This window comes from Agrococcus sp. SGAir0287 (genome assembly GCF_005484985.1).
Classification (GTDB): domain Bacteria; phylum Actinomycetota; class Actinomycetes; order Actinomycetales; family Microbacteriaceae; genus Agrococcus.
The window spans coordinates 2,970,123-2,989,412 of record NZ_CP027942.1 but is presented as its reverse complement, the minus strand read 5'-3'; the positions used below and the strand labels follow the sequence as shown (position 1 = coordinate 2,989,412).

Genomic DNA, 19,290 nt, shown 5'->3' with positions numbered 1-19,290 from the left:
TGGTCCTCCTCGGGATCGGTGGTTCGGTCGGGTCAGGCGGTCGTCGAGCGCTGCGTCGTCGAGCGCTGCTCCGTCGAGCGCTGGTCCGTCGAGCGCTGTGCTGCGTGCCGCTGCAGCGAGTCGGTGACGGCGTGGATGCGGTCGAGCAGCGCCTGCCCGTCGTCGGCGTCGGCGATGCCCATGGCACTCGCGATCGTCGTGGGCACGTGGGCGAGCTCGCCCCGCAGTGCGAGGCCGCGCTCGGTGGGGCGCACGTCGACGACGCGTCCGTCGTCGTCCCGGCGGGACCGCTCGACGAGGCCGTCCTCCTCCATGCGCCGCAGCAGGGGGGAGAGGGTGCCGCTGTCGAGCTGCATGCGCTCGCCGAGCGAGCGGACGGTCTGCGGCCCCTCGATCCACAGCGTGACGAGCACGAGGTACTGCGGATACGTGAGGCCCCACGGCTCGAGCAGCGCCCGGTACGCCTGCGTCGTGGCGCGCGTCGACGCGTAGAGCGCGAAGCACACCATCTCGTCGGTCACGGCCATGCCTCCACCGTGGCACGGATTTCGATTGTGCACAACCTATCTCGCGGCGGCGAACCCGAGCGTGCGTCGCTTTGACAACGGTTCTCATTCGCGCGTAGCGTGGAGCCATGCCCCGTCGCTCCTCGCGCCTCGTCCTGCCCGTCGTCGCCCTCGCCGCGTCCGCCGTGGCCCTCGCGGGCTGCTCGACGTCCGCCGGCGCCGGCGCCGGCGACGGCACGCTGCGCGTCGTCGCGACGACGACGCAGATGGGCGACGTCGTGCGCGAGATCGTCGGCGACGACGCCCAGGTGACGCAGCTGCTGCAGCCGGGCCAGTCCGCGCACTCGTACGACCCGACGCCCGAGGCGCTCACCGCGCTCGCGAACGCCGACGTGCTCGTCATCAATGGTGCGGGGCTCGAGGAGTGGCTCGACGACACCATCGAGGCGTCGGGCTTCGACGGCGAGCTCGTCGACGCCTCGGCCGACGTGCACCTGCACGAGGGCGAGGCGCACGACCACGGCGACGACGAGCACGCCGAGGAGGAGCACGCCGACGAGGCGACTGCCTCGGATGGCCACGACGACCACGACCACGGCGGCACCGACCCGCACGTGTGGAGCGACCCGCACCAGGTCGTGCACATGGCCGAGACGATCGGCGCCGCGCTCGCCGCCGCCGACCCGGCGGACGCGGCTGCGATCGAGGCGTCGACCGCCGACTACGTCGCGCAGCTCGAGGCGCTCGACGAGTGGGTGCACGCCTCCATCGAGCAGGTGCCCGCCGAGCAGCGACTGCTCGTGACGAACCACGACACGTTCTCGTACCTGGCCGAGGCGACCGGCATCACGATCGTCGGCTCGGTCATGCCCTCCTTCGACGACAACGCCGAGCCGAGTGCCGCCGACATCGACGCCCTCGTCGCCGCCATCCGCGACTCCGGCGTGCGCGCCGTCTTCTCGGAGACGAGCATCGATCCCCAGATCGCGCAGACGATCGCGTCGGAGGCCGACGTCGAGGTCTACTCGGGCGAGGATGCCCTCTACGCCGACTCGCTGGGCGCCGAGGGCACCCCCGGCGCGACGTACGTCGGCAGCGTCATCCACAACGTCACGCTCATCGTCGAGTCGTGGGGCGTCGAGCCGCTGCCCGTGCCGGATAGCCTCGCGTAGGTGAGCATCGTCCGCGTCGATCGTGCGTCCTTCCGCAGGGGAGGGCGCACGGTGCTGTCCGGGGTGACCTTCGCGGTCGAGCCGGGGGAGGCGGTCGCGCTCGTCGGACCGAACGGCGCCGGCAAGTCGACGCTGCTCGACGGGCTGCTGGGGCTCGTGCCGCACGACGCCGATCGATTCGAGGTGCCGACGGGCGCCGGCGCCATCGGCATGCTCGCCCAGTCGACGACGACGGACCCCGCCTTCCCCATCTCCCTCGAGCAGGTCGTCATGCAGGGGCGCATCGCGCGCCTGGGGCTGCGCTGGCCCGGTCGCGCCGACCGCGAGGCCGTCGCGGCGGCGCTCGACACCGTGCGGCTCACGGCGCACCGGAAGGCGCGCTTCGGCGACCTCTCCGGCGGCCAGCAGCGCCGCGGCCTCCTCGCCCGCGCGATCGCCGGCGAGCCGGCGCTCCTCCTCCTCGACGAGCCCTTCAACGGGCTCGACGCGGCGAGCAGGCAGTCGCTGCTCGACGCGATCGAGCGGCTCAAGGCTCGCGGCGTCGGCCTCGTCGTGACGACGCACGACCTCGAGCTCGCGCGCGCCGTGTGCGAGCGGACGCTGCTCGTCGACCGCGAGCAGGTCGCGTTCGACGACACCGCGTGCGTCCTCACGCTCGAGCAGGTGCGCGCCACGTTCGAGCACCACGCGGTCGAGATCGACGGGCACACGCTCGCGACGGCGGAGCACCACGCCGCCGAGCACGGCCACGTCGAGCACCGCGACCACGACGAGCGCTGACGGTGCTCGACCTCGTCACCCCGTTCCAGCTGCCGTTCATGCTGCGGCCGCTCGTGCTGCTGCTCGTGCTCGCCGTCGCCGCTGGCACGGTCGGCACGATCGTGAACCTCCGCAGGCTCGAGTTCGCCTCCGACGGCCTGACGCACGCCGTCTTCCCCGGGCTCGTGATCGGCTTCGTCGTCGCGGGCGCGGGCGGCATCCTGCCCGGCGCGCTCGTCGCTGCGATCGTCGCAGCGCTCGTGCTCGTCGCCGTCGCGAGGCGCACCGGCACCGAGACGGGCGTCGCGATCGTGCTCACCGCCTGCTTCTCGCTCGGCGTCGTGCTCGTCTCGCTGCGCTCGGAGTGGGCGGGGCAGATGGAGTCGTTCTTCTTCGGCAGCCTGCTCACGGTGACGGATGCGCAGCTCGCGATCTCGGTCGGCCTCGTCGCCCTCGCGGTCGCGGGCATCGTCGCCACGTGGCGCTGGCAGGTGCTGCGGGCGTTCGACGAGCAGGCGGCGCGCATCGCGGGCGTGCCCGTGCGCGGCACCGACGTCGTCGCGAACGTCGCGGTCGCGCTCGTCGTGGTCGCGGCGTCCGCCGCCGTCGGCACGCTCCTCGTGCTCGCGGTGCTGATCGTGCCGGCTGCCGCATCCCGCGCGCTGACGCGCCGCGTCGTGCCCGGTGCGCTCGTCGCGACCGGCATCGCGGCGCTCGCGTCGTGGCTCGGGATGGCGATCGCGTTCGCCGCCTCGAGCGGCGGCGTGCAGGCCTCGCCGTCGTCGATCGTCGCCCTCACGATGCTCGCCGCCTACCTCGTCGCGCTGGCCGTCGGCGCCGTGCGCGAGGGTGCGCTGGCGCGGAGGGCGATCGCATGAGCCTCGACTACTTCACGCGGGCCCTGCTCGAGGCGGGCCTCGCGGGTGCGCTCGCAGGCCTCGTCGGCGTGCTCGTCGTGCTGCGCGGTCGCGCCTTCTTCACGATGTCGCTGACGCACGCGACCTTCCCGGGCGCAGTGCTCGCGGCGATCCTCGGCGTCTCCATCCCGCTCGGCGCCGCCGTGACCGCCGTCGCGCTCGTGCTCGTCGCGACGCTCGTCGGCCGCATCCCCACGCAGGGCTCCGCCGTCGCCTCGGGCATCATGCTCACCGCGGGCTTCGCGGTCGGATCGTTCGCCGAGACGGCCGCGCACGTGCCCGTCGACGTCGGCTCCTTCCTCACCGGCACGATCCTCGCGACGACCCAGGCGGACCTCGTCCTCACGGCCATCGTGCTCGTCGTCGCGATCGTCGTGCTCGCGCTCTACGGCAGGCACCTGCTGTTCGCGTCGTTCGACGAGACGGGCTTCCGCGCCGCAGGGCTCGCTCCCGCGCGCGCCGAGGCGGTCGCGCTCGCGCTCATCGCCGCGACCGTCGTCGCGATCATGCCCGCGCTCGGCGCCATCCTCGCGGTCGGCCTCATCGTCGCGCCCGCCGCCGCGGCACGGCGACTCGTGCGCTCGGCGACGGCGATGCTGTGGCTCGCGCCGGCGATCGGCATCGCGTGCGCCGTCGCCGGGCTCCTCGTCTCCCGCGCGTGGTCGGTGTCGGCCGGCGGCGCCATCACGCTCATCGCCGCCGCGGTCGTCGGGCTCGTGCACCTCGTGCCGCAGCGCCGCGACGCGCGGGCCCAGGCGGGTAGCGTGGTCGCATCATGACCGACGTGCGCCGACGATCCACGAAGCAGCGGGAGGCCGTGCGCGAGGCGCTCGACGCCGCCGACGGCTTCGTGTCGGCGCAGGCGCTGCACGCGACGATGCGCGAGGGCGGGTCGACCGTCGGGCTCGCCACGGTCTACCGCGCGCTCGCGACGCTCGAGCAGGACGGCGCGGCCGACGCCGTGCAGCACGACGGCGAGACCGTCTACCGCGCGTGCACGCCGACGCACCACCACCACCTCATCTGCCGCGAGTGCGGGCGCACCGTCGAGCTCGAGGCCGACCCCGTGGAGGCGTGGACGCGCGAGGTCGCCGCCCGCCACGGCTACACCGATCCCCACCACACCATCGAGATCACCGGCATCTGCGATCGGCATCCGGCAGGAGGCGCAGCATGATCGAGATCCTCTCGCCGCGCGAGGTCGAGGCGGCGAAGCCTGCGGGCGAGCTCGTCGGCCGCATCCTCTCCACGATCCAGTCGCGCGTCGTGCCCGGCACGAACCTGCTCGAGATCGACGAGTGGGCTGCCGAGATGATCCGCGACGCCGGCGCCACCTCCTGCTACGTCGACTACGCGCCGTCGTTCGGTCGCGGACCCTTCGGCCACCACATCTGCACGTCCGTCGAAGACGCCGTGCTGCACGGGCTGCCCTATGACCGAGCGCTGCGGAAGGGCGAGCTGCTCACGCTCGACATCGCGGTGATCGTCGACGGCTGGGCGTGCGACTCGGCGCTGACGTTCGGCGTCGGCGGCACGCGCCCTGAGGACGTCGCGATGGTCGACGCCACGCGCGTCGCCCTCGAGGCGGGCATCGCGCACGCGCAGGTCGGCAACCGCATCGGCGACGTGAGCCATGCGATCGGGGAGGTGCTGCGCGGCGCGGGCTTCCGCATCAACGGCCAGTTCGGCGGCCACGGCATCGGCTCGACGATGCACCAGGACCCGCACGTCGCGAACGACGGCGCGCCCGGTCGCGGCTACGCGCTGCGCCCGGGCCTGCTGCTCGCGATCGAGCCGTGGGTCATGGCTGGCACCGACGAGCTCCGCATGGATGCCGACGGCTGGACGCTGCGCTCGGCCGACGGCTCGCGCACCGCGCACTCCGAGCACACCGTCGCGATCACCGAGGACGGCCCCGTCGTGCTCACACGGCGCGCCGACGAGGTGCCGCCCGCCGCGCCGACGCAGGCGGCCTGAGGCGCACATGCGCATCGTCGCGGTCGACGAGCGCACGTCGACGTGGGAGCGCGCCGACCCGCGCTACCGGCTGCACCTGTTCGAGGGCGCAGGCTTCGCCACGACGACGCTCGACGTCGTCGACGCACGGTCGATCGAGCGCGTGCTCGACGATGCTGCGAGGCTCGCCGGCGACGCGCGCCTGTGGTCGCTCGCGCTCGTGTCGACCGACGAGCGCGGCACGCAGGGGCTCGTCTGGCTCTCGGGCATGGACTACCACCAGGTGCCGCGGACGCAGGAGGAGTGGCGGCGTCGCGGCGACATGCAGGATCGGCTGCTGTCGGCGCGCAGTCGCGACGGCAGGCCGCTCATGCTGCCCGACGGGCGGCGCGTCCTTCGCATGCTCCCCGAGTGGGTGAGCGGCGTGCCGTTGTGGGAGAGCTTCAGCGACGAGTACCACCTGCGCGATGCGGACGGCCTCGGACTCGCTCCGCGCCTCGTCACCGAGCTCGTCGCCTGGAACGAGTGGTGGCTCGCACGCGACGTCGACGACGAGGTGCGGGACCACGAGGGTTGGATCGCCGAGGGGCTCCGACTGCACGCCGCGCTCCAGGAGCAGCTCGAGGGCGTCGCCGAGGTGCGACGGGAGTTCGGACCGTGATGCACGCCATGCGCACGACCCTCGACGATGGCGCGTCGATCGAGGTCGTGCCGGCGACGACCGACCGCTTCGACGTCGTCGATGCGGTGCTCGCGCCCGCGAACCCCGACGCGCCCGCGTGCTGGTGCCTGTCGACGAGGATCCCGAACGCCGAGTTCCGCGCGCTCGAGGGCGCCGCGCGCCCCGCGCGCCTGCGGCGGTACAGGAGGGGCGCGCGCCGGGCGTCGTCGCCCTCGTCGACGGCGAGGCGGCCGGCTGGTGCTCGGTCGCGCCGCGGATCCAGCACCATCGCCTCATGCGCTCGCGCTCGATCCCGATGCTCGACGAGGACGCGTGGAGCATCGTCTGCTTCGTGGTGCGCGCGCCGTTCCGTCGTCGTGGCGTCGCCGACCACCTGCTCGCCGGCGCGGTCGCATTCGCCGAGGCCGAGGGTGCGCGCGTCGTGGAGGGCTACCCGATCGACGCCGCGTCCGGGCGGGTGTCGTCGGCGTTCGCCTACGTCGGCTCGACGACCCTCTTCGAGCGCGCGGGCTTCGAGCGTGCGGCCGAGACGACGTCGCGCTCCGGAGGCGCGCCGCGCTGGGTCATGCGCCGCGAGCTCGCGGGCTGAGGCGATCGCGCTCGCGCAGCACTCGCTGCCTGCACACGCGGTGCGCGGACGTCGTCGACGCACGGCGAAGACGCACGGGAGCGTGACGCGTCCGATCCGGGAGCGTCATGACCGCCGTGCCTCGAGCCCGCCGTGGTCGTCGGCGCGGCAGCGGCCCGTGCCGCCGCAGCAGCGAGCGCCGCAGCCGACCCCGCCGCAGCCGACCCTGCCGCAGCCGACCCTGCCGCAAGCGATCCCGCCGCCGCAGCGTCCGCCGGCTCCGCCCGCCGGGGACGCACGAAGACCGTGAGGGATCCGCGAGGAACGATCGGCCTGAGGGCATGATGAGGCGTGCCCATCATCGACAACGCCGTCTACGTCGACGGTCGCCGCATCGACGACCCGTCGAGCCTCGAGCAGACCTTCGAGCACATGCGCGCCGCATCCGGCATGGCGTGGATCGGCCTGCTGCGTCCCACCGCCGAGGAGCTGCAGGAGGTCGCGGCCGAGCTGTCGCTGCATCCACTCGCGGTCGAGGACGCGCTCGAGGGGCACCAGCGCGCGAAGCTCGAGCGCTACGGCGACTCGCTGTTCGTCGTGCTGCGTCCCGCACGGTACCTCGACGCGCACGAGGCGGTGGAGTTCGGCGAGCTGCACGTCTTCGTCGGCGCGGACTTCGTCGTCACGGTGCGGCATGCGGAGGGCCCCGACCTCGCCGCGGTCCGCGCGCGCATGGAGGCGAGCCCCGAGCTGCTGCGGCTCGGCCCCGCCGCGGTGCTCTACGCGATCCTCGACCAGGTGGTCGACGACTACGGGCCCGTCGTCGCGGGGCTGCAGGACGACATCGACGAGATCGACGACGCGCTCTTCCAGGGCGGCGAGCACGGGCTCGCGCGCCGCATCTACGAGCTCGCGCGCGAGGTAGTCGCCTTCCAACGTGCGACGACGCCGCTCGAGGCGATGGTCGAGTCGCTGCGCTCCACCGCGGAGGAGGGCGGCGAGGTCGAGCTGCGGCGTGCCCTGCGCGACGTCGTCGACCACGTCATCCGCGTGCAGGAGAAGGTGGCGTCGTTCCGCTCGGTGCTGCACAACGCGCTCACCGTCAACGCGACGCTCGTCACCGAGCGGCATACGGAGACGGCGCTCGCGCAGAACGAGAGCGTGAAGAAGATCTCGGGATGGGCGGCGATCCTCTTCGCGCCGAGCCTGGTCGCCGGCGTGTACGGCATGAACTTCGATCGCATGCCCGAGCTGCACTGGACGTTCGGCTACCCGTTCGCCATCGGCCTCATGGTCGCGACGAGCGCGGCGCTGTACGCCGTCTTCCGCCTGAAGCGCTGGCTCTGACCGCGCGCGCCACGCCGTGGTGGCGCCGCGCCCCGGGCGTGTCGTAGGATGGTCGTTTGTGCGGCATCGTCGCACGGCGCTCCGCAAGCTCTCCTCCGGGTGAGGACTGCGCGCGCAGGCAAGTGATCTTGGGTGGGGCCTTCCGGCCTCACGGTACCCCTGGAGGAACCATGGCAGCAGTGTGCCAGGTGACTGGAGCCGTCCCCGGCTTCGGGCACAACATCTCGCACTCGCACCGCCGGACGAAGCGCCGCTTCGACCCGAACGTGCAGAAGAAGACGTACTACGTCCCCTCGCTCCGCAAGAACGTCACGCTGACGCTCTCGGCGAAGGGCATCAAGGTGATCGACGCTCGTGGCATCGAGGCCGTCGTCCGTGACCTCCAGAAGAAGGGGGTGAAGCTCTGATGGCCAAGAAGGCGCAGGACGTCCGTCCGATCATCAAGCTCCGCTCGACCGCTGGCACCGGCTACACCTACGTGACGAAGAAGAACCGTCGCAACAACCCCGACCGTCTCGTGCTCAAGAAGTACGACCCCGTCGTGCGCAAGCACGTCGAGTTCCGAGAGGAGCGCTGACATGGCCAAGAAGAGCATGATCGCGAAGAACGAGCAGCGGAAGGTCATCGTCGCTCGCTACGCCGAGAAGCGTGCCGCCCTGAAGAAGGCGCTCGTGGACCCGAGCAGCACCGACGAGCAGCGCGAGGAGGCCCGCCTGGGCCTGCAGAAGCTGCCCCGCGACGCCTCGCCCGTGCGCGTGCGCAAGCGCGACGCCATCGACGGCCGCCCCCGCGGCCACGTCGGCGAGTACGGCATCTCGCGTGTCCGCTTCCGCATGATGGCGCACCGCGGCGAGCTGCCCGGCGTGACCAAGTCGAGCTGGTAGGCACCGGAATCCGCCGACCACGGCAGCACGAAGGCCCCCGACCTGACGGTCGGGGGCCTTCGTCGTGCCTTGCACGGGATGCCGTCAGGCCGCGGTCCGCTCGTGCACGGCGCTCGACAGCGCCGTGCCGTTCACCTCGGCGTAGAGCACGCCCTCGGTGCGCGACAGCGTCATGGTCGTGCGCCGCGCGATGGCATCGGCGACCGCATCCACGAAGCCGTCGTCGAAGGACACGAGCCGCACGTGCTCGGCGCGGTGGATGCGCTTGCCGGACCAGCGCGCGGCGACCTTCTCGGGGTCCCGATGCGTGTAGACGGCGCATCGCTCGGCGGCCATGCTGCCGCGGTGGATGCGCTCGGCCTCGGGCGCGCCGACCTCGATCCACGCGACGAGCGCGCCGGTGAGGTCGCGCACGAGCACGGCGGGCTCGTCGCCGCCCGAGAGCGAGTCGCCGAACGCGATGCCCTCCTCGTGCTCGAGCAGGAAGGCGAGCACGCGCGTCGTCAGGAACGCGAGCGTCTCCGACGGGTGCTGCGCGACCTTGAACGACACGTCCTCGTAGACGCCGCGATCCACGTCCGCCAGCGCCACGTCGAACGTGTGGATGGTCGCGCCGATGGCCATGCATCGAGCCTAGGTGCGCACCGCGTCAGAGCTGCACGATCGTCATGGCGTACGTCGCGCCCGTGCCGTCCGTGCCGGTGAGCTCCATGCCGCCCGTCGCCGCCGTGCCCGTGAACACGATGTCGACGATCGCGCCGGAGGGCGACTGCAGCTGCGACATCGTCAGGGTGAGCGTCGACCCGTCGACGCTCCAGACGTCGCCGGGCACGTCGGAGGGATCGCCGTTGAAGCTCGTGAAGTCGACCGTGCCGTCGGCGCCGAAGGTGAAGGTGACCTCGGCCACGCCCTCGGCGGTGCCGAACCACGAGGTGCCAGCGAGCATCTCGGCCGTCGCGCCCGGCGTGATCGCCGGCGCCTGGGAGGCCTCGGCGCTCGGCGCCGCGCTGGGCTGCGCCGAGGCGGTCGCGGTCGTGCTCGGCGTCGACTCCTCGTCGCTCGCGCACCCGGCCAGGAACAGCGCCGGGAGGAGCGCGACGGCGGCGAGCGCCTGGATCGTGCGGGAGCGGGTCGTCATCCGCGCGAGCCTACGCCGCCGTGCCATGCACGTCCGATGCCCGGCCGTGCCGCCTCCGCGGAGGGCGCATCCAGGGCGACTACCTACGCTCACGGGCACAGGAGGCCCGACGTGACGACCGTGCACCCCACCCCGCCCGCTCCCGCAGCCGCGAGCGATCCGCGAGGTCGCGTCCTCGGCGCCCTGCTCGTCCTGCCGATGCTGCTCGCGACGCTCGTCTGCATCGGCTGGCCCGCGCTCGACACGCTCGTGCGCGCGACGACCGTCGGCGAGCCGTCCGGTCCGATCGCCGGGGGCGCGGCGAACTGGTCGGGCGTGCTGTCGGTGGCGGGCGGACTCGCGTTCGCGGGCGTCGTCCAGGTGGTCCCCGCGGTGCTCGCCGGCACCCTCGTGGCGATCCCGATCGCGCAGGCGCTCGCGCTCGGCGCGCTCGCCGCGCGCATCGGCGCCGCTGCGCTGCTCGTCCTGCCGATGCCGCTCGCGGCGGCGACCTGGTGGGCCCTGGGTGCGGGCGAGATCGGGCCGCAGGGCGCCGTCGGCACGGCGACCGCCGCGCTGCTGCCGACGATCGCGGGCGTCGCGGCCGTCGTGCTCGTGCCGGTCGTGCGCGCGGGCATGCGACCGGCGGCGACGATGCTCGCCGTGGTCGGCATCGGTGCGGCGACCGCGGCGATCGCGCTGCAGTCCTCCGTCACGGGCGTCTTCGCAGGCGGACCGGGCGGCACCATCCCCGCAGCGTCCTACGAGTCCGCGTTCCGACGCTTCGACCTCGCCGACGCCGCCGCGCTCGACCTGCTCGTCCTCGTCGCCCTCGGCGTGCTCGGGCTCGTGGTGGTCGCGCTGCTCGTCGTCACCCGCACGGCGGTCGTCATCGCCCCGACGCCGTCGGCGCGCTCCGGCTCGCAGCCGCTCGCCGCGACGATCGGCGGTCTCGTCGCGATCGTGCTCGCCGTCGCGGCCGTCGCGATGCCGATCATGCTCGCGACGGAAGGTCGGATGATCGACGGGGTCGCCGGCCTGCTCCTGCCCGCGGCCGTCGGCACCTGGGCCCCCGCGCTCCTTGGCGCAGCGCTGGCCGTCGTGCTCGCGGTCGCCGCCGCGATCGGCATCGCGTGGCATCGTCCGCTCGGTGCCGCGAGCGGATGGCTCCTCGTCCCGTTCGCGCCGGCGCTGCTCGTGACGGCCACCCCGCTCGTCGCGTCGGTCTTCGCGCGCCGCCTCGAGCTCGAGCTCGGCACGCTGCCGCTCGTGCCCACCGTCGTCGTCTCGGTGCCGCTGCTGGTCGCGCTCACGCTGCTCGTCGCCGGGATGCGCCGTGCCGGTCGGCTCGACGGCCGCCTGCTCGCCTTGGCGGCGCTCGCGAGCTTCGCGGTGCTCGCCGCGACGAACGCGCAGGCGCTCGAACCGGCGCGCGTGCTCGCGGTCACCGAGGAGTCGAGCATCGTGCTGCAGCTCTCGACGCTGTCGGCGGCGCTGGGCGGCGGGGCGTCGGCGGGCATGATCGCCCTCGCGACGACGCTGCCCGTCGGCGTCGTGCTCGCGCCGCTCGTGGTCGTCGGCCTGGGAGCGGCGCGAGGCGCGACGCTCGTGGTCGCAGACGAGCTCGTGCCTGCCGCCGCGACGGACGCGGATCGGTGGGTCGCGCCCGGTCCGCCGCCCCCGCAGCCCGGCACGCGGGTGCCGCCGCCCGCCTGACGGCGACTCAGACGATCGCGCGCTCCTCGTACGCCGTCGCCCGCGGGGTCGAGCCGGCGCGCAGGTCCTGCCACGCCATGCCCAGCCGCTCCATCGCGGCATCCATCACCTCGGGCTCCCACGTGATCGGGATGCGCGCGAAGCGGTCGAGCACGCCCGTCGCGGTGAACCGCGGCCCGGGCGGCAGCAGCAGGCCGTGCTCGCGCGCGGCGAGCGAGAGGCTCGTCGACACCGGTGCGCCCAGGTCGACCCATGCGGCGAGGCCGCCGGGGACCTCGGGCAACGTGACGCCGGGCAGGTGGGCCGCGACGCCGGCACGCACCGAGGCGCGACCGGCGGTGAGCCGCCTGCGCGTGTGCTCGAGCAGCCCGTCCATGTCGTCGAGGAGCTCCGTCGCGATGCACTGCTCGAGCAGCGGGCTGCCGAGGTCGAACGACGGCCGCACCGCGAGCAGCCGCTCGACGTGCTGGGCCTCGGCGCGGATCCAGCCGATGCGCAGCCCGCCCCACGCGAGCTTCGACATCGACCCGATGCTGATGGCGGGGCCGTGCGCCGCGAACGGATGCGGCGTCCAGCCGCGGTCGACGTCGAGCTCGACGCACGTCTCGTCGACGATCACGAGCGCCCCGACGCTGCGAGCGGTCGCCGCGAGCTTCGCGCGCTCGAGGTCGGGCATCGTCGCCCCGGTCGGGTTGTGCAGGTCGGCGATCGTGTAGACGATGCCGGGCCTCGTCTCGCGGATGCGGCCGGCGAGGTGCGCGAGGTCCCACCCCTCGGGCGTGACGGGCGTGGGCACGAGGCGCATGCCGACCCGGCGCAGCGCCTCCATGGCGTGCGGGAACGTGGGCTGCTCGACGATCGCCGCGCGGCCGCGCTCGCCGAACGCCGCCGTGATGAGGGTGAGCGCATGCATGGCGCCGCTCGTGACGACGATCTGCGACGGGTCGGTCGGCAGGCCGCGCTCGGCGTAGCGGGCAGCGATGCGCTCGCGCAGCTCCGGCAGCCCGTCGAGCGAGTAGCCGGGGGTGCCGAGCAGCGATGCGAGGCGGTCGAGCGCACGCACCGTCGCCGCGTGCAGGCCCGGCGTCGACCCGACCGAGGCGATCGTGAGGTCGATGACGTCGTCGGTCGGTGCCGGCACGCGGGTCGCGGAGCGGTGGGGGAGCGCGACGCGCGTGCCCGAGCCGTGGAGCCGCGCGAGGTAGCCGGCGTCCGCGAGCGTCTCGTACGCCTTCGTGACCGTCGCCCGCGAGCGGCCGATCTCGGCGGCGAGGGCGCGCTCGCTCGGCACGCGCTCGCCCACCGTGAGGCGGCCGTCGAGGATGAGCATGCGGATGCGGTCCGAGAGCGACTGCGCCACGGCGCCGCCCTGGTACCACTCTCCGAGCTGGCGACCGAGTCGAGATCCCATCGCACCATCATGCCCGCGAGTGGACCGCCGTGCACGAGCCACCTCGTCGTGGGTGGCTCGCGCATCCCGGGCCACTGCTCGCGCATGCTGACATGCATGCCCCGCTCCGCCGCCTCCGCACGCCGTCGTCTCGCGATGTCGCGATGGCTCATGCGCATGGTGCTGCCGATCGAGGCGGTGTCGCGTCGCGACGTCGGCCGCCGGCTCGTGCAGCTCGTCGTGGGCCTGTGGCTCTACGGCGTGGGGATCGCGCTCATGGTGCGCGCCGAGATCGGCGTCTCGCCGTGGGACGTGCTCACGCTCGGCATCCAGCGGCAGACGGGGCTCGGGTTCGGGCTCGTCATCGTGCTCACCTCCGTCGTCGTGCTGCTGCTGTGGATCCCGCTGCGCCAGCGCGTCGGCGTCGGCACGTTGCTCAACGGCCTGCTCGTGGGACCGTTCGCCGAGCTCACGCTCGCGATCGTCCCGCCCGTGCCGACCGCGGATCCCGCGACGTGGTGGTTCCGCGCCCCGCTCTTCCTCGTCGGTCTCGTCACGCTCGCCGTCGCGACCGGCATGTACATCACCGCCCGCTTCGGCCCCGGGCCGCGCGACGGGCTCATGACGGGCGTCGTGCGCGTCACGGGCTGGCCGATCTGGGTCGTCCGCACCCTCATCGAGGGATCCGTGCTCGTCGTCGGCCTGCTGCTCGGCGGTCCGGTCGGCGTCGGCACGCTCGTCTTCGCGTTCGGCGTCGGCCCGCTCGTCGGCCGCGCCCTGCCGTGGTTCGAGCGTCGTCGCAGCGCTGCGGAGGCCCGGGAGGCGGCGCGCGTGGCGGCGCTGCCGACGGCCGGCTGACCCGACCGACGAGATGCATGGACGGCCCCGATCGGGCCGGATTGCCACGAATCGACCCTGAATCCCGCGGAATCACGCGGATTCCTCGGCGTGTCGGGCCAGCCTGCACGGTGCGCGCCCGCCGCGCGGGTACCGTGGCGATGCGGCCCGGGCACTGCCTGCGGCCGCCGTGCACGACCCGCCCTGGCGGGGCAGGAACGAGTCCAGGAGGACACCATGGCAGAGACCATCAACAAGACCACGCTCGTCGCGAAGATCGCGGCGTCGACCGACGCCAGCCAGGCCACCGTCGGCGCTGTGCTCGACGCGCTGTTCGCCGAGATCTCGGGCGCCGTCGCCAAGGGCGACAAGGTGTCGATCCCCGGCTTCATGACCGCGGAGCGCACCGCGACCGCCGCCCGCACGGGCCGCAACCCGCAGACGGGCGAGGAGATCAAGATCGCTGCCGGCCACCGCGTCAAGCTGACCGCTGGCTCGAAGCTCAAGGCTGCCGTCAAGTAGTCACGCGCCTCGCAGCGCACGAGGGCCCCCGACCGCGAGGTCGGGGGCCCTCGTCGCGCGTCGGGCAGCGCGCGGCGCCCATAGGGTCCGCCGATACCCTGGATGCGTGGCACGCGCGAGACTGATCGGTCCCGGTGCCGTCGTCGCCGCAGGGCTCCTCGCCGTCATCGTCGCGCTCGAGCTCGGCGGCGGAGCGGCCCCGCTGACGGTCGGCGACCCTGGCGCCGTCGTGCGATGGGGTACCCCGATCGCGCGCCTGCTGCAGGACATCGCGACCGCGACCCTCGTCGGCGGCCTCGTGCTCTCCTGCTTCGCCCTCGTGCCGGGGTCGAAGGCATGGGATCGTGCGATCGACGTCGCCGCCGCGGCTGCGGGCATTGCGACGGCCGCATCCGCCGCAGTCGCCTTCCTCGCGTTCCGCACGCTCGTCACGAGCCCGCTGTCGATCGACGCGACCTTCACCGACTCGTTCCTGCAGTTCTTCACGCAGATCGAGCGCGGCCAGTACCTCGGCGCCGCGACGCTCGCGTTCGCGGTCGTGACGACGCTCCTCGTCGTCGTGCGCTCGGCCGCCGGCGTCGCCTGGGTCGCCGTGCTCTCGGTCGCACCCCTCGTGCTGCTCGCCGCCGCCGGCCACGCGGGCACGGCAGAGAACCACACGCTCGCGACGAGCTCGCTGTGGCTGCACCTCGTGTTCGTGAGCATCTGGGTCGGCGGGCTGATCCATCTCGTGATCCTGCGGCTCGACCGCAGCCCGAGCCTCGCCGACGCCATGCGCCGCTACTCGTCGCTCGCGCTCGTGTCGTTCCTCGTCGTGGGCTTCTCGGGCGTCGTCTCGGCGTGGGTGCGGACGGGCTGGGAGGGGCTCGCGACGCCGTACGGGATGCTCGTGCTCGTCAAGACCGCGCTGCTCGTCGTCCTCGGCGCGTTCGGCGCATGGCAGCGCACGCGGCTCATCCCGCGCGCGGTCGAGACGGGCCGCATCCGCTGGTTCCTCGTCGCCGAGCTCGCCTTCATGGGCGTCGCGATGGGCGTCGCCAACGGCCTCGCGCAGACGCCGACGCCCATCTCGGAGGCGCTCGTCGACTCGAGCCCCGCGACGATCCTCACCGGCTCGCCGCTGCCGCCGACGTTCGAGGCGTCGCGCCTCGCCACCGAGTGGTCGCTCGATCCGCTCTGGACGGTCGTGTGCGCCATGCTCGCGTTCTTCTACGTGGCCGGCGTCCTGCGCCTGCGTCGCCGCGGCGACCGCTGGCCCGTGCTGCGCACCGTGCTGTGGCTGGCCGGCGTCGCGCTGCTGTGGTGGGTGACGTCGGGTGCGCTCGCGGTGTACGAGCACTACCAGTTCTCGTTCCACATGGCCGGCCACATGCTGCTGGGCATGGCCGTGCCGCTCCTGCTCGTGCCCGGTGCGCCCGTCACGCTCGGGATGCGGGCCATCGCGAAGCGCACGGACGGCACGCGGGGCGGGCGCGAGTGGCTGCTCGCGATCGTGCACTCGCGCTACATGCACGTCATCGGGCATCCGATCGTCGCGACGGGCATCTTCATCGTGAGCCTGTGGATCTTCTACTTCTCGCCGCTGTTCCGCTGGGCGATGGAGGACCACGTCGGCCACGTGTGGATGGTGGTCCACTTCGTCGGCTCCGGATACCTCTTCGTGCAGGCGCTCATCGGCGTGGACCCGTCGCCGCATCGCACGCCGTACCCGATGCGCATCGTGCTGCTGCTGGCAGCCATGGCGGCGCACGCGTTCTTCGGCGTCACGATCATGACGAGCGAGGGGCTCCTGCTCGCCGACTGGTTCGGCGCGATGGGCAACGGCGTCGACGCGCTCGAGGATCAGCGGGTGGGCGGCGGCATCGCCTGGTCGATCGGCGAGCTGCCCGCCCTCGCGCTCGCCCTGATCACGTGCGTGCTGTGGGCGCGCTCGGACCGCCGGGAGCAGCGTCGCGTCGACCGCAAGGCCGATCGCGACGGCGACGCGGAGCTGCAGGAGTACAACGCAATGCTCGAGAGGATGTCGAACCGATGACCGATGCGACCACCACCGTCCCCTCCGACGGGCAGCGACTGCCCGAGGAGCTCGGCGCGCTCGCGGGCGGCACCTCGCTCACGCTGCACGTCGTGCGGCACGCCGAGACGGAGTACAACGTCGCGCACGTCATGCAGGGCTGGTCGAACTCGCCCATCACGGCGCTCGGCGAGCGGCAGATCGCGGCCGCAGGCGCCGCGCTCGCGGGCGTGCCCTTCGACGCCGCGTTCTCGAGCGACCTCGAGCGCACGCGCCTCACGGCCGAGGGCATCCTCGCCGCGCATCCCTCGCCGCCGCCGCTCGAGCTGCGCGAGGACCTCCGCGAGTGGAACTTCGGCGGTCACGAGGAGGTGCCGTCGGTCGAGGTCTGGGGGCGGCTCTTCGCGCAGCACGGGCTCGAGGTCGATCGCGAGATGTCGGCGATGCGCGTGCTCGCCGAGCGGATGACGTGGAGCGACATCTTCGACGGCATCGCCGACCTCGACGAGACCGGCCGGAGCGAGAAGGCCGCCGAGACCGTCGTGCGCGCCGACCGCGCGCTCGCGCACGTCATCCGCACCGCGACGGCCGGCGCGGCGCCCGGCGACGAGCGCACCGCCCTCGTCGTGAGCCACGGCGGCTTCATCACGACGCTGCTGCGGCAGATGACGCCCGAGATGACGCCGAACACCATCCTGCCGAACTGCTCGATCTCGACGGTGCGGCTGGTGGACGGGGCGTGGACGCTCGTCGGCGTCGGCGAGCGCCCGGAGGCGTTCGCGGCCTGAGCGGAGCACGCGGTCGTCCCCCTGGTGCGCGCGAGTAGGGTACGGAGAACGCGACACGGTGTCCGACGTTCGTCGCGACGCGGCCATGATGGTCGCACGACCCGTCGACGAGCCGAGGAGGCGTGCATGAGCCCCGACCGCCGCAGCCTGCGCACCCCGCCCGTGCAGCGACGCGCCTCGGACCGCATCGACGAGATCCTCGCCGCCGCCGCCGAGGTCGTCGACGAGGTGGGGCCGGAGCTGCTGACCACGACGCTCGTCGCCGAGCGCGCCGGCGCAGGGGTCGGCACCGTCTACCGGTACTTCCCCGATCGGCTCGCGATCCTGCAGGGCCTCGCCGACCGCAACGTCCGCGTGCTCGGCGAGCGCTTCGCGTCGGTGGCGTCCGAGGCGCGCGAGGACGTGCTCGACGACCTCACGGCCCTGTTCCACGCGTACGTCGACGTGTACCGCGACCTCCCCGGATACCGCTCGGTGCGCACGGGCGAGTGGCTGCCGAGCCAGACGAGGCCGCGCGGAGCCGTCGTCGTCGGGCTCGTGGATCGGGTCGCCGACATCATCGGCGCGCGCTCCGGCGCGGTGATCGATGCGGATCTCCGCGCCCGCTTCGTCGACTGCTTCCACGTGGTGGACGCGGTGGTCGCGGCGGCGTTCGTCGACGATCCGGCGGGCGACGAGCACCTGCTCGACCTCGCCTACGACGTCGCCCGGGCGATCTCGCGCCGTCGCCTCGGGCTGCTGCCGTCGCGCCTCGAGGTGCGCGCGTCCGTCGGCGAGCCGCGGCCGACGCTGCCCTCGCCGCGACCCACGCTGCCGAGCGCGGCGCCGACGTTGGTCGCGGGCGACGATGCTCGCTCGCTCGCATCCGTCGAGGCGACGCCGCCCGTCGCGGTCGCGCACGAGGCGGCGGCCGACGCGCCGCAGCCGCCCGTCTGAGCAGCGTCGGCTGCGCTACGCCGCGCGGCGCGCGGCCTGCGGCAGGTCGACGACGTCGAAGGCGAGCGTGGCAAGGTCGACGCGCGCGGCCGTGTGCTGCGCCATCCGCTGCCAGCCCTCGCTCGCGAGTCCGCTCGACGTGAAGGCGATCGCGCCATCCGCCTCGCGTCGCCACGACAGCTGGTAGTAGTGGTCGACGTGGTCGGCGGGGAGGTCGATGCCGAGCCCCGACTCCTCGAAGAGGTCGAACGGCACGGGCGCGCCCTCGTTGGCGTGCACGGCGATGAGCTCGTCGGCCGAGAGGACCAGCAGGTTGATCGCCGAGGTCGCGAAGCGCTCGCGCAGTCGCGCGACCGTCGACGTCACCGCCTCGAAGAGCGGCACGCCGCGGGCGACCTCGCGCAGCACGAGGGCCACGACGATCGCCGAGTCGGTCGTGCCGCCGACGCGCTCGACCTCCTCGGGTCGCACCATGGCGCGCAGCTCCTGCACGGGATGGATCGAGCCGTTGTGGGCGAAGGCGATGCCGTCGACGAGGAACGGATGCGTGTTGCCGAGCACGTTGCCCATGCCCTCGGTCGCGAGCCGCAGATGCGCGATGCGCGCCGGTGCGAGGTCCTCGCCGATCGCGCGAGCCAGGTCGGGGCTCGTCGCGCCATCGCTCGGATCGCGGTGCCGCTGCACGGCGCCGGACTCGTCGACCCACGCGGTGCCCCAGCCGTCGGCGTGCAGGCGCCCCATCCGCTGCCACTCCCGCGCGTCGGCCTCGCCGAGCACGGCCGCTGCCGTCGTCGCGCGAGGGGCGGCGTATCCGAGCAGTCGGCACATGCGCATCCCCCTTCGTCCCCTCCATCCTCTCGCGCTCGCGTGACGGTCGTGTCACCGACGCGTCACGCGACGCAACAGAGGAGGTCGACGGGGAGCGGCGCCTCAGCCGTCGTGCAGCCGCCGCTTCACGGCGTGCTCCGTGAGCACCTCGACGTAGTCCTGCACGGGATTGCCCGCGAGCTTCGCGTGCTCCTCGCGGGCGAGATGCTCGACGGTCTCGCCGTCGAGCTCGGGATGCCGGGTCGTGATCGCCTGCACGACGTGGTCGACGACCGCGTCGGGCTCGGCCTCGGTGCCGCTCATGCGTCGACGCTGACATGCGAGCGGCGCGAGGGCAAGGGCGGCCATCGA

Annotated in this window: 24 protein-coding genes; 18 read left to right on the top strand and 6 right to left on the bottom strand. The window is 73.4% G+C overall.

Features of this window, described 5'->3' with window-relative positions; genetic code table 11:
• Nucleotides 1–32: 32 nt before the first annotated feature.
• On the bottom strand, nt 33–527 hold the full coding sequence (locus tag C1N71_RS14335) for a MarR family winged helix-turn-helix transcriptional regulator (protein ID WP_175414252.1): 495 nt from the start codon (nt 525–527) through the stop codon (nt 33–35).
• A 107-nt stretch (nt 528–634) separates the two neighbouring features.
• On the opposite strand from C1N71_RS14335, the gene C1N71_RS14330 reads away from it, so the two are divergent.
• From C1N71_RS14330 to rpsN, 12 genes are all read left to right on the top strand, one after another.
• On the top strand, nt 635–1,678 hold the full coding sequence (locus tag C1N71_RS14330; protein ID WP_137757031.1) for a metal ABC transporter substrate-binding protein: 1,044 nt from the start codon (nt 635–637) through the stop codon (nt 1,676–1,678).
• Nucleotides 1,679–2,458, top strand: coding sequence for a metal ABC transporter ATP-binding protein (locus tag C1N71_RS14325; protein WP_137757030.1), 780 nt, complete (start codon nt 1,679–1,681; stop codon nt 2,456–2,458).
• A gap of 2 nt (nt 2,459–2,460) precedes the next feature.
• A complete protein-coding gene (locus C1N71_RS14320; RefSeq protein ID WP_137757029.1) occupies nt 2,461–3,315 on the top strand; it encodes a metal ABC transporter permease in 855 nt (284 codons plus the stop codon).
• Entirely contained in the window at nt 3,312–4,133 is an 822-nt protein-coding gene (locus C1N71_RS14315) for a metal ABC transporter permease (RefSeq protein WP_137757028.1), read from the top strand. Before C1N71_RS14320 ends, C1N71_RS14315 begins: the two co-directional genes overlap by 4 nt.
• Nucleotides 4,130–4,531 (top strand): Fur family transcriptional regulator, encoded by a 402-nt coding sequence (locus C1N71_RS14310; RefSeq protein WP_175414251.1) that lies wholly within the window; start codon nt 4,130–4,132, stop codon nt 4,529–4,531. The genes C1N71_RS14315 and C1N71_RS14310 overlap by 4 nt, the downstream gene beginning before the upstream one ends.
• Nucleotides 4,528–5,331: a type I methionyl aminopeptidase gene (gene map / locus C1N71_RS14305; protein ID WP_137757027.1), complete on the top strand. Its 804-nt coding sequence runs from the start codon at nt 4,528–4,530 to the stop codon at nt 5,329–5,331. The genes C1N71_RS14310 and map overlap by 4 nt, the downstream gene beginning before the upstream one ends.
• A 7-nt stretch (nt 5,332–5,338) precedes the next feature.
• Nucleotides 5,339–5,971, top strand: a complete 633-nt coding sequence (locus tag C1N71_RS15090) for a hypothetical protein (RefSeq protein WP_175414250.1) — start codon at nt 5,339–5,341, stop codon at nt 5,969–5,971.
• Nucleotides 5,972–6,089: 118 nt separating this feature from the next.
• Nucleotides 6,090–6,581, top strand: coding sequence for a GNAT family N-acetyltransferase (locus C1N71_RS15085; RefSeq protein WP_175414249.1), 492 nt, complete (start codon nt 6,090–6,092; stop codon nt 6,579–6,581).
• 330 nt (nt 6,582–6,911) lie between these two features.
• The gene (locus C1N71_RS14290; protein WP_137757025.1) at nt 6,912–7,907 is read left to right on the top strand and encodes a magnesium and cobalt transport protein CorA; all 996 of its coding nucleotides are present in this window, start codon (nt 6,912–6,914) and stop codon (nt 7,905–7,907) included.
• Nucleotides 7,908–8,077: 170 nt separating this feature from the next.
• Entirely contained in the window at nt 8,078–8,314 is a 237-nt protein-coding gene (gene rpmB / locus C1N71_RS14285) for a 50S ribosomal protein L28 (RefSeq protein WP_137757024.1), read from the top strand.
• On the top strand, nt 8,314–8,484 hold the full coding sequence (gene rpmG, locus C1N71_RS14280) for a 50S ribosomal protein L33 (protein ID WP_092503806.1): 171 nt from the start codon (nt 8,314–8,316) through the stop codon (nt 8,482–8,484). The genes rpmB and rpmG overlap by 1 nt, the downstream gene beginning before the upstream one ends.
• A gap of 1 nt (nt 8,485) precedes the next feature.
• The gene (rpsN, locus tag C1N71_RS14275; protein ID WP_137757023.1) at nt 8,486–8,791 is read left to right on the top strand and encodes a 30S ribosomal protein S14; all 306 of its coding nucleotides are present in this window, start codon (nt 8,486–8,488) and stop codon (nt 8,789–8,791) included.
• Between the two features lie 84 nt (nt 8,792–8,875).
• On the opposite strand, the gene C1N71_RS14270 is transcribed toward rpsN, so the two are convergent.
• Entirely contained in the window at nt 8,876–9,415 is a 540-nt protein-coding gene (locus tag C1N71_RS14270; protein ID WP_137757022.1) for a YaeQ family protein, read from the bottom strand.
• Between the two features lie 25 nt (nt 9,416–9,440).
• On the bottom strand, nt 9,441–9,929 hold the full coding sequence (locus C1N71_RS14265; RefSeq protein ID WP_137757021.1) for a hypothetical protein: 489 nt from the start codon (nt 9,927–9,929) through the stop codon (nt 9,441–9,443).
• A gap of 111 nt (nt 9,930–10,040) precedes the next feature.
• Between C1N71_RS14265 and C1N71_RS14260 the strand changes: the two genes are divergently transcribed.
• The gene (locus tag C1N71_RS14260) at nt 10,041–11,624 is read left to right on the top strand and encodes a hypothetical protein (RefSeq protein WP_137757020.1); all 1,584 of its coding nucleotides are present in this window, start codon (nt 10,041–10,043) and stop codon (nt 11,622–11,624) included.
• A 7-nt stretch (nt 11,625–11,631) separates the two neighbouring features.
• On the opposite strand, the gene yczR is transcribed toward C1N71_RS14260, so the two are convergent.
• The gene (gene yczR, locus C1N71_RS14255; protein WP_137757019.1) at nt 11,632–13,035 is read right to left on the bottom strand and encodes a MocR-like transcription factor YczR; all 1,404 of its coding nucleotides are present in this window, start codon (nt 13,033–13,035) and stop codon (nt 11,632–11,634) included.
• A gap of 96 nt (nt 13,036–13,131) precedes the next feature.
• Here yczR and yczE point away from each other — a divergent pair, with 96 nt between their 5' ends.
• The 5 genes from yczE (at nt 13,132) to C1N71_RS14230 (ending at nt 18,111) form a co-directional block, all read left to right on the top strand.
• Nucleotides 13,132–13,872, top strand: a complete 741-nt coding sequence (gene yczE, locus C1N71_RS14250) for a membrane protein YczE (RefSeq protein WP_254678025.1) — start codon at nt 13,132–13,134, stop codon at nt 13,870–13,872.
• Nucleotides 13,873–14,088: 216 nt separating this feature from the next.
• Nucleotides 14,089–14,373, top strand: coding sequence for an HU family DNA-binding protein (locus tag C1N71_RS14245; RefSeq protein WP_137757018.1), 285 nt, complete (start codon nt 14,089–14,091; stop codon nt 14,371–14,373).
• A 106-nt stretch (nt 14,374–14,479) separates the two neighbouring features.
• Entirely contained in the window at nt 14,480–16,408 is a 1,929-nt protein-coding gene (locus C1N71_RS14240) for a cytochrome c oxidase assembly protein (RefSeq protein ID WP_254678024.1), read from the top strand.
• Nucleotides 16,405–17,175, top strand: a complete 771-nt coding sequence (locus C1N71_RS14235; RefSeq protein ID WP_137757017.1) for a histidine phosphatase family protein — start codon at nt 16,405–16,407, stop codon at nt 17,173–17,175. Before C1N71_RS14240 ends, C1N71_RS14235 begins: the two co-directional genes overlap by 4 nt.
• A gap of 126 nt (nt 17,176–17,301) precedes the next feature.
• Nucleotides 17,302–18,111: a TetR/AcrR family transcriptional regulator gene (locus tag C1N71_RS14230; protein WP_137757016.1), complete on the top strand. Its 810-nt coding sequence runs from the start codon at nt 17,302–17,304 to the stop codon at nt 18,109–18,111.
• Nucleotides 18,112–18,126: 15 nt separating this feature from the next.
• Here the strand turns inward: C1N71_RS14230 and C1N71_RS14225 are convergent, their stop codons facing one another.
• Both C1N71_RS14225 and C1N71_RS14220 read right to left on the bottom strand, forming a co-directional pair.
• Entirely contained in the window at nt 18,127–18,939 is an 813-nt protein-coding gene (locus C1N71_RS14225; RefSeq protein ID WP_175414248.1) for a class II glutamine amidotransferase, read from the bottom strand.
• A 102-nt stretch (nt 18,940–19,041) separates the two neighbouring features.
• Nucleotides 19,042–19,242 (bottom strand): three-helix bundle dimerization domain-containing protein, encoded by a 201-nt coding sequence (locus C1N71_RS14220; protein ID WP_137757014.1) that lies wholly within the window; start codon nt 19,240–19,242, stop codon nt 19,042–19,044.
• Nucleotides 19,243–19,290 lie beyond the last annotated feature (48 nt).

What these genes read in the sequence shown, in the direction of transcription:
- yczR (WP_137757019.1), bottom strand. Translation starts at nt 13,035, where the DNA reads ATGGGATCTCGACTCGGTCGCCAGCTCGGAGAGTGGTACCAGGGCGGC.
- C1N71_RS14225 (WP_175414248.1), bottom strand. Translation starts at nt 18,939, where the DNA reads ATGTGCCGACTGCTCGGATACGCCGCCCCTCGCGCGACGACGGCAGCG.
- C1N71_RS14220 (WP_137757014.1), bottom strand. Translation starts at nt 19,242, where the DNA reads ATGAGCGGCACCGAGGCCGAGCCCGACGCGGTCGTCGACCACGTCGTG.
- C1N71_RS14315 (WP_137757028.1), top strand. Translation starts at nt 3,312, where the DNA reads ATGAGCCTCGACTACTTCACGCGGGCCCTGCTCGAGGCGGGCCTCGCG.
- rpmG (WP_092503806.1), top strand. Translation starts at nt 8,314, where the DNA reads ATGGCCAAGAAGGCGCAGGACGTCCGTCCGATCATCAAGCTCCGCTCG.
- C1N71_RS14235 (WP_137757017.1), top strand. Translation starts at nt 16,405, where the DNA reads ATGACCGATGCGACCACCACCGTCCCCTCCGACGGGCAGCGACTGCCC.
- map (WP_137757027.1), top strand. Translation starts at nt 4,528, where the DNA reads ATGATCGAGATCCTCTCGCCGCGCGAGGTCGAGGCGGCGAAGCCTGCG.
- C1N71_RS14330 (WP_137757031.1), top strand. Translation starts at nt 635, where the DNA reads ATGCCCCGTCGCTCCTCGCGCCTCGTCCTGCCCGTCGTCGCCCTCGCC.
- rpmB (WP_137757024.1), top strand. Translation starts at nt 8,078, where the DNA reads ATGGCAGCAGTGTGCCAGGTGACTGGAGCCGTCCCCGGCTTCGGGCAC.
- C1N71_RS14310 (WP_175414251.1), top strand. Translation starts at nt 4,130, where the DNA reads ATGACCGACGTGCGCCGACGATCCACGAAGCAGCGGGAGGCCGTGCGC.
- C1N71_RS14245 (WP_137757018.1), top strand. Translation starts at nt 14,089, where the DNA reads ATGGCAGAGACCATCAACAAGACCACGCTCGTCGCGAAGATCGCGGCG.
- C1N71_RS14265 (WP_137757021.1), bottom strand. Translation starts at nt 9,929, where the DNA reads ATGACGACCCGCTCCCGCACGATCCAGGCGCTCGCCGCCGTCGCGCTC.
- C1N71_RS14270 (WP_137757022.1), bottom strand. Translation starts at nt 9,415, where the DNA reads ATGGCCATCGGCGCGACCATCCACACGTTCGACGTGGCGCTGGCGGAC.
- C1N71_RS14335 (WP_175414252.1), bottom strand. Translation starts at nt 527, where the DNA reads ATGGCCGTGACCGACGAGATGGTGTGCTTCGCGCTCTACGCGTCGACG.
- C1N71_RS14230 (WP_137757016.1), top strand. Translation starts at nt 17,302, where the DNA reads ATGAGCCCCGACCGCCGCAGCCTGCGCACCCCGCCCGTGCAGCGACGC.
- C1N71_RS15090 (WP_175414250.1), top strand. Translation starts at nt 5,339, where the DNA reads ATGCGCATCGTCGCGGTCGACGAGCGCACGTCGACGTGGGAGCGCGCC.
- yczE (WP_254678025.1), top strand. Translation starts at nt 13,132, where the DNA reads ATGCCCCGCTCCGCCGCCTCCGCACGCCGTCGTCTCGCGATGTCGCGA.
- rpsN (WP_137757023.1), top strand. Translation starts at nt 8,486, where the DNA reads ATGGCCAAGAAGAGCATGATCGCGAAGAACGAGCAGCGGAAGGTCATC.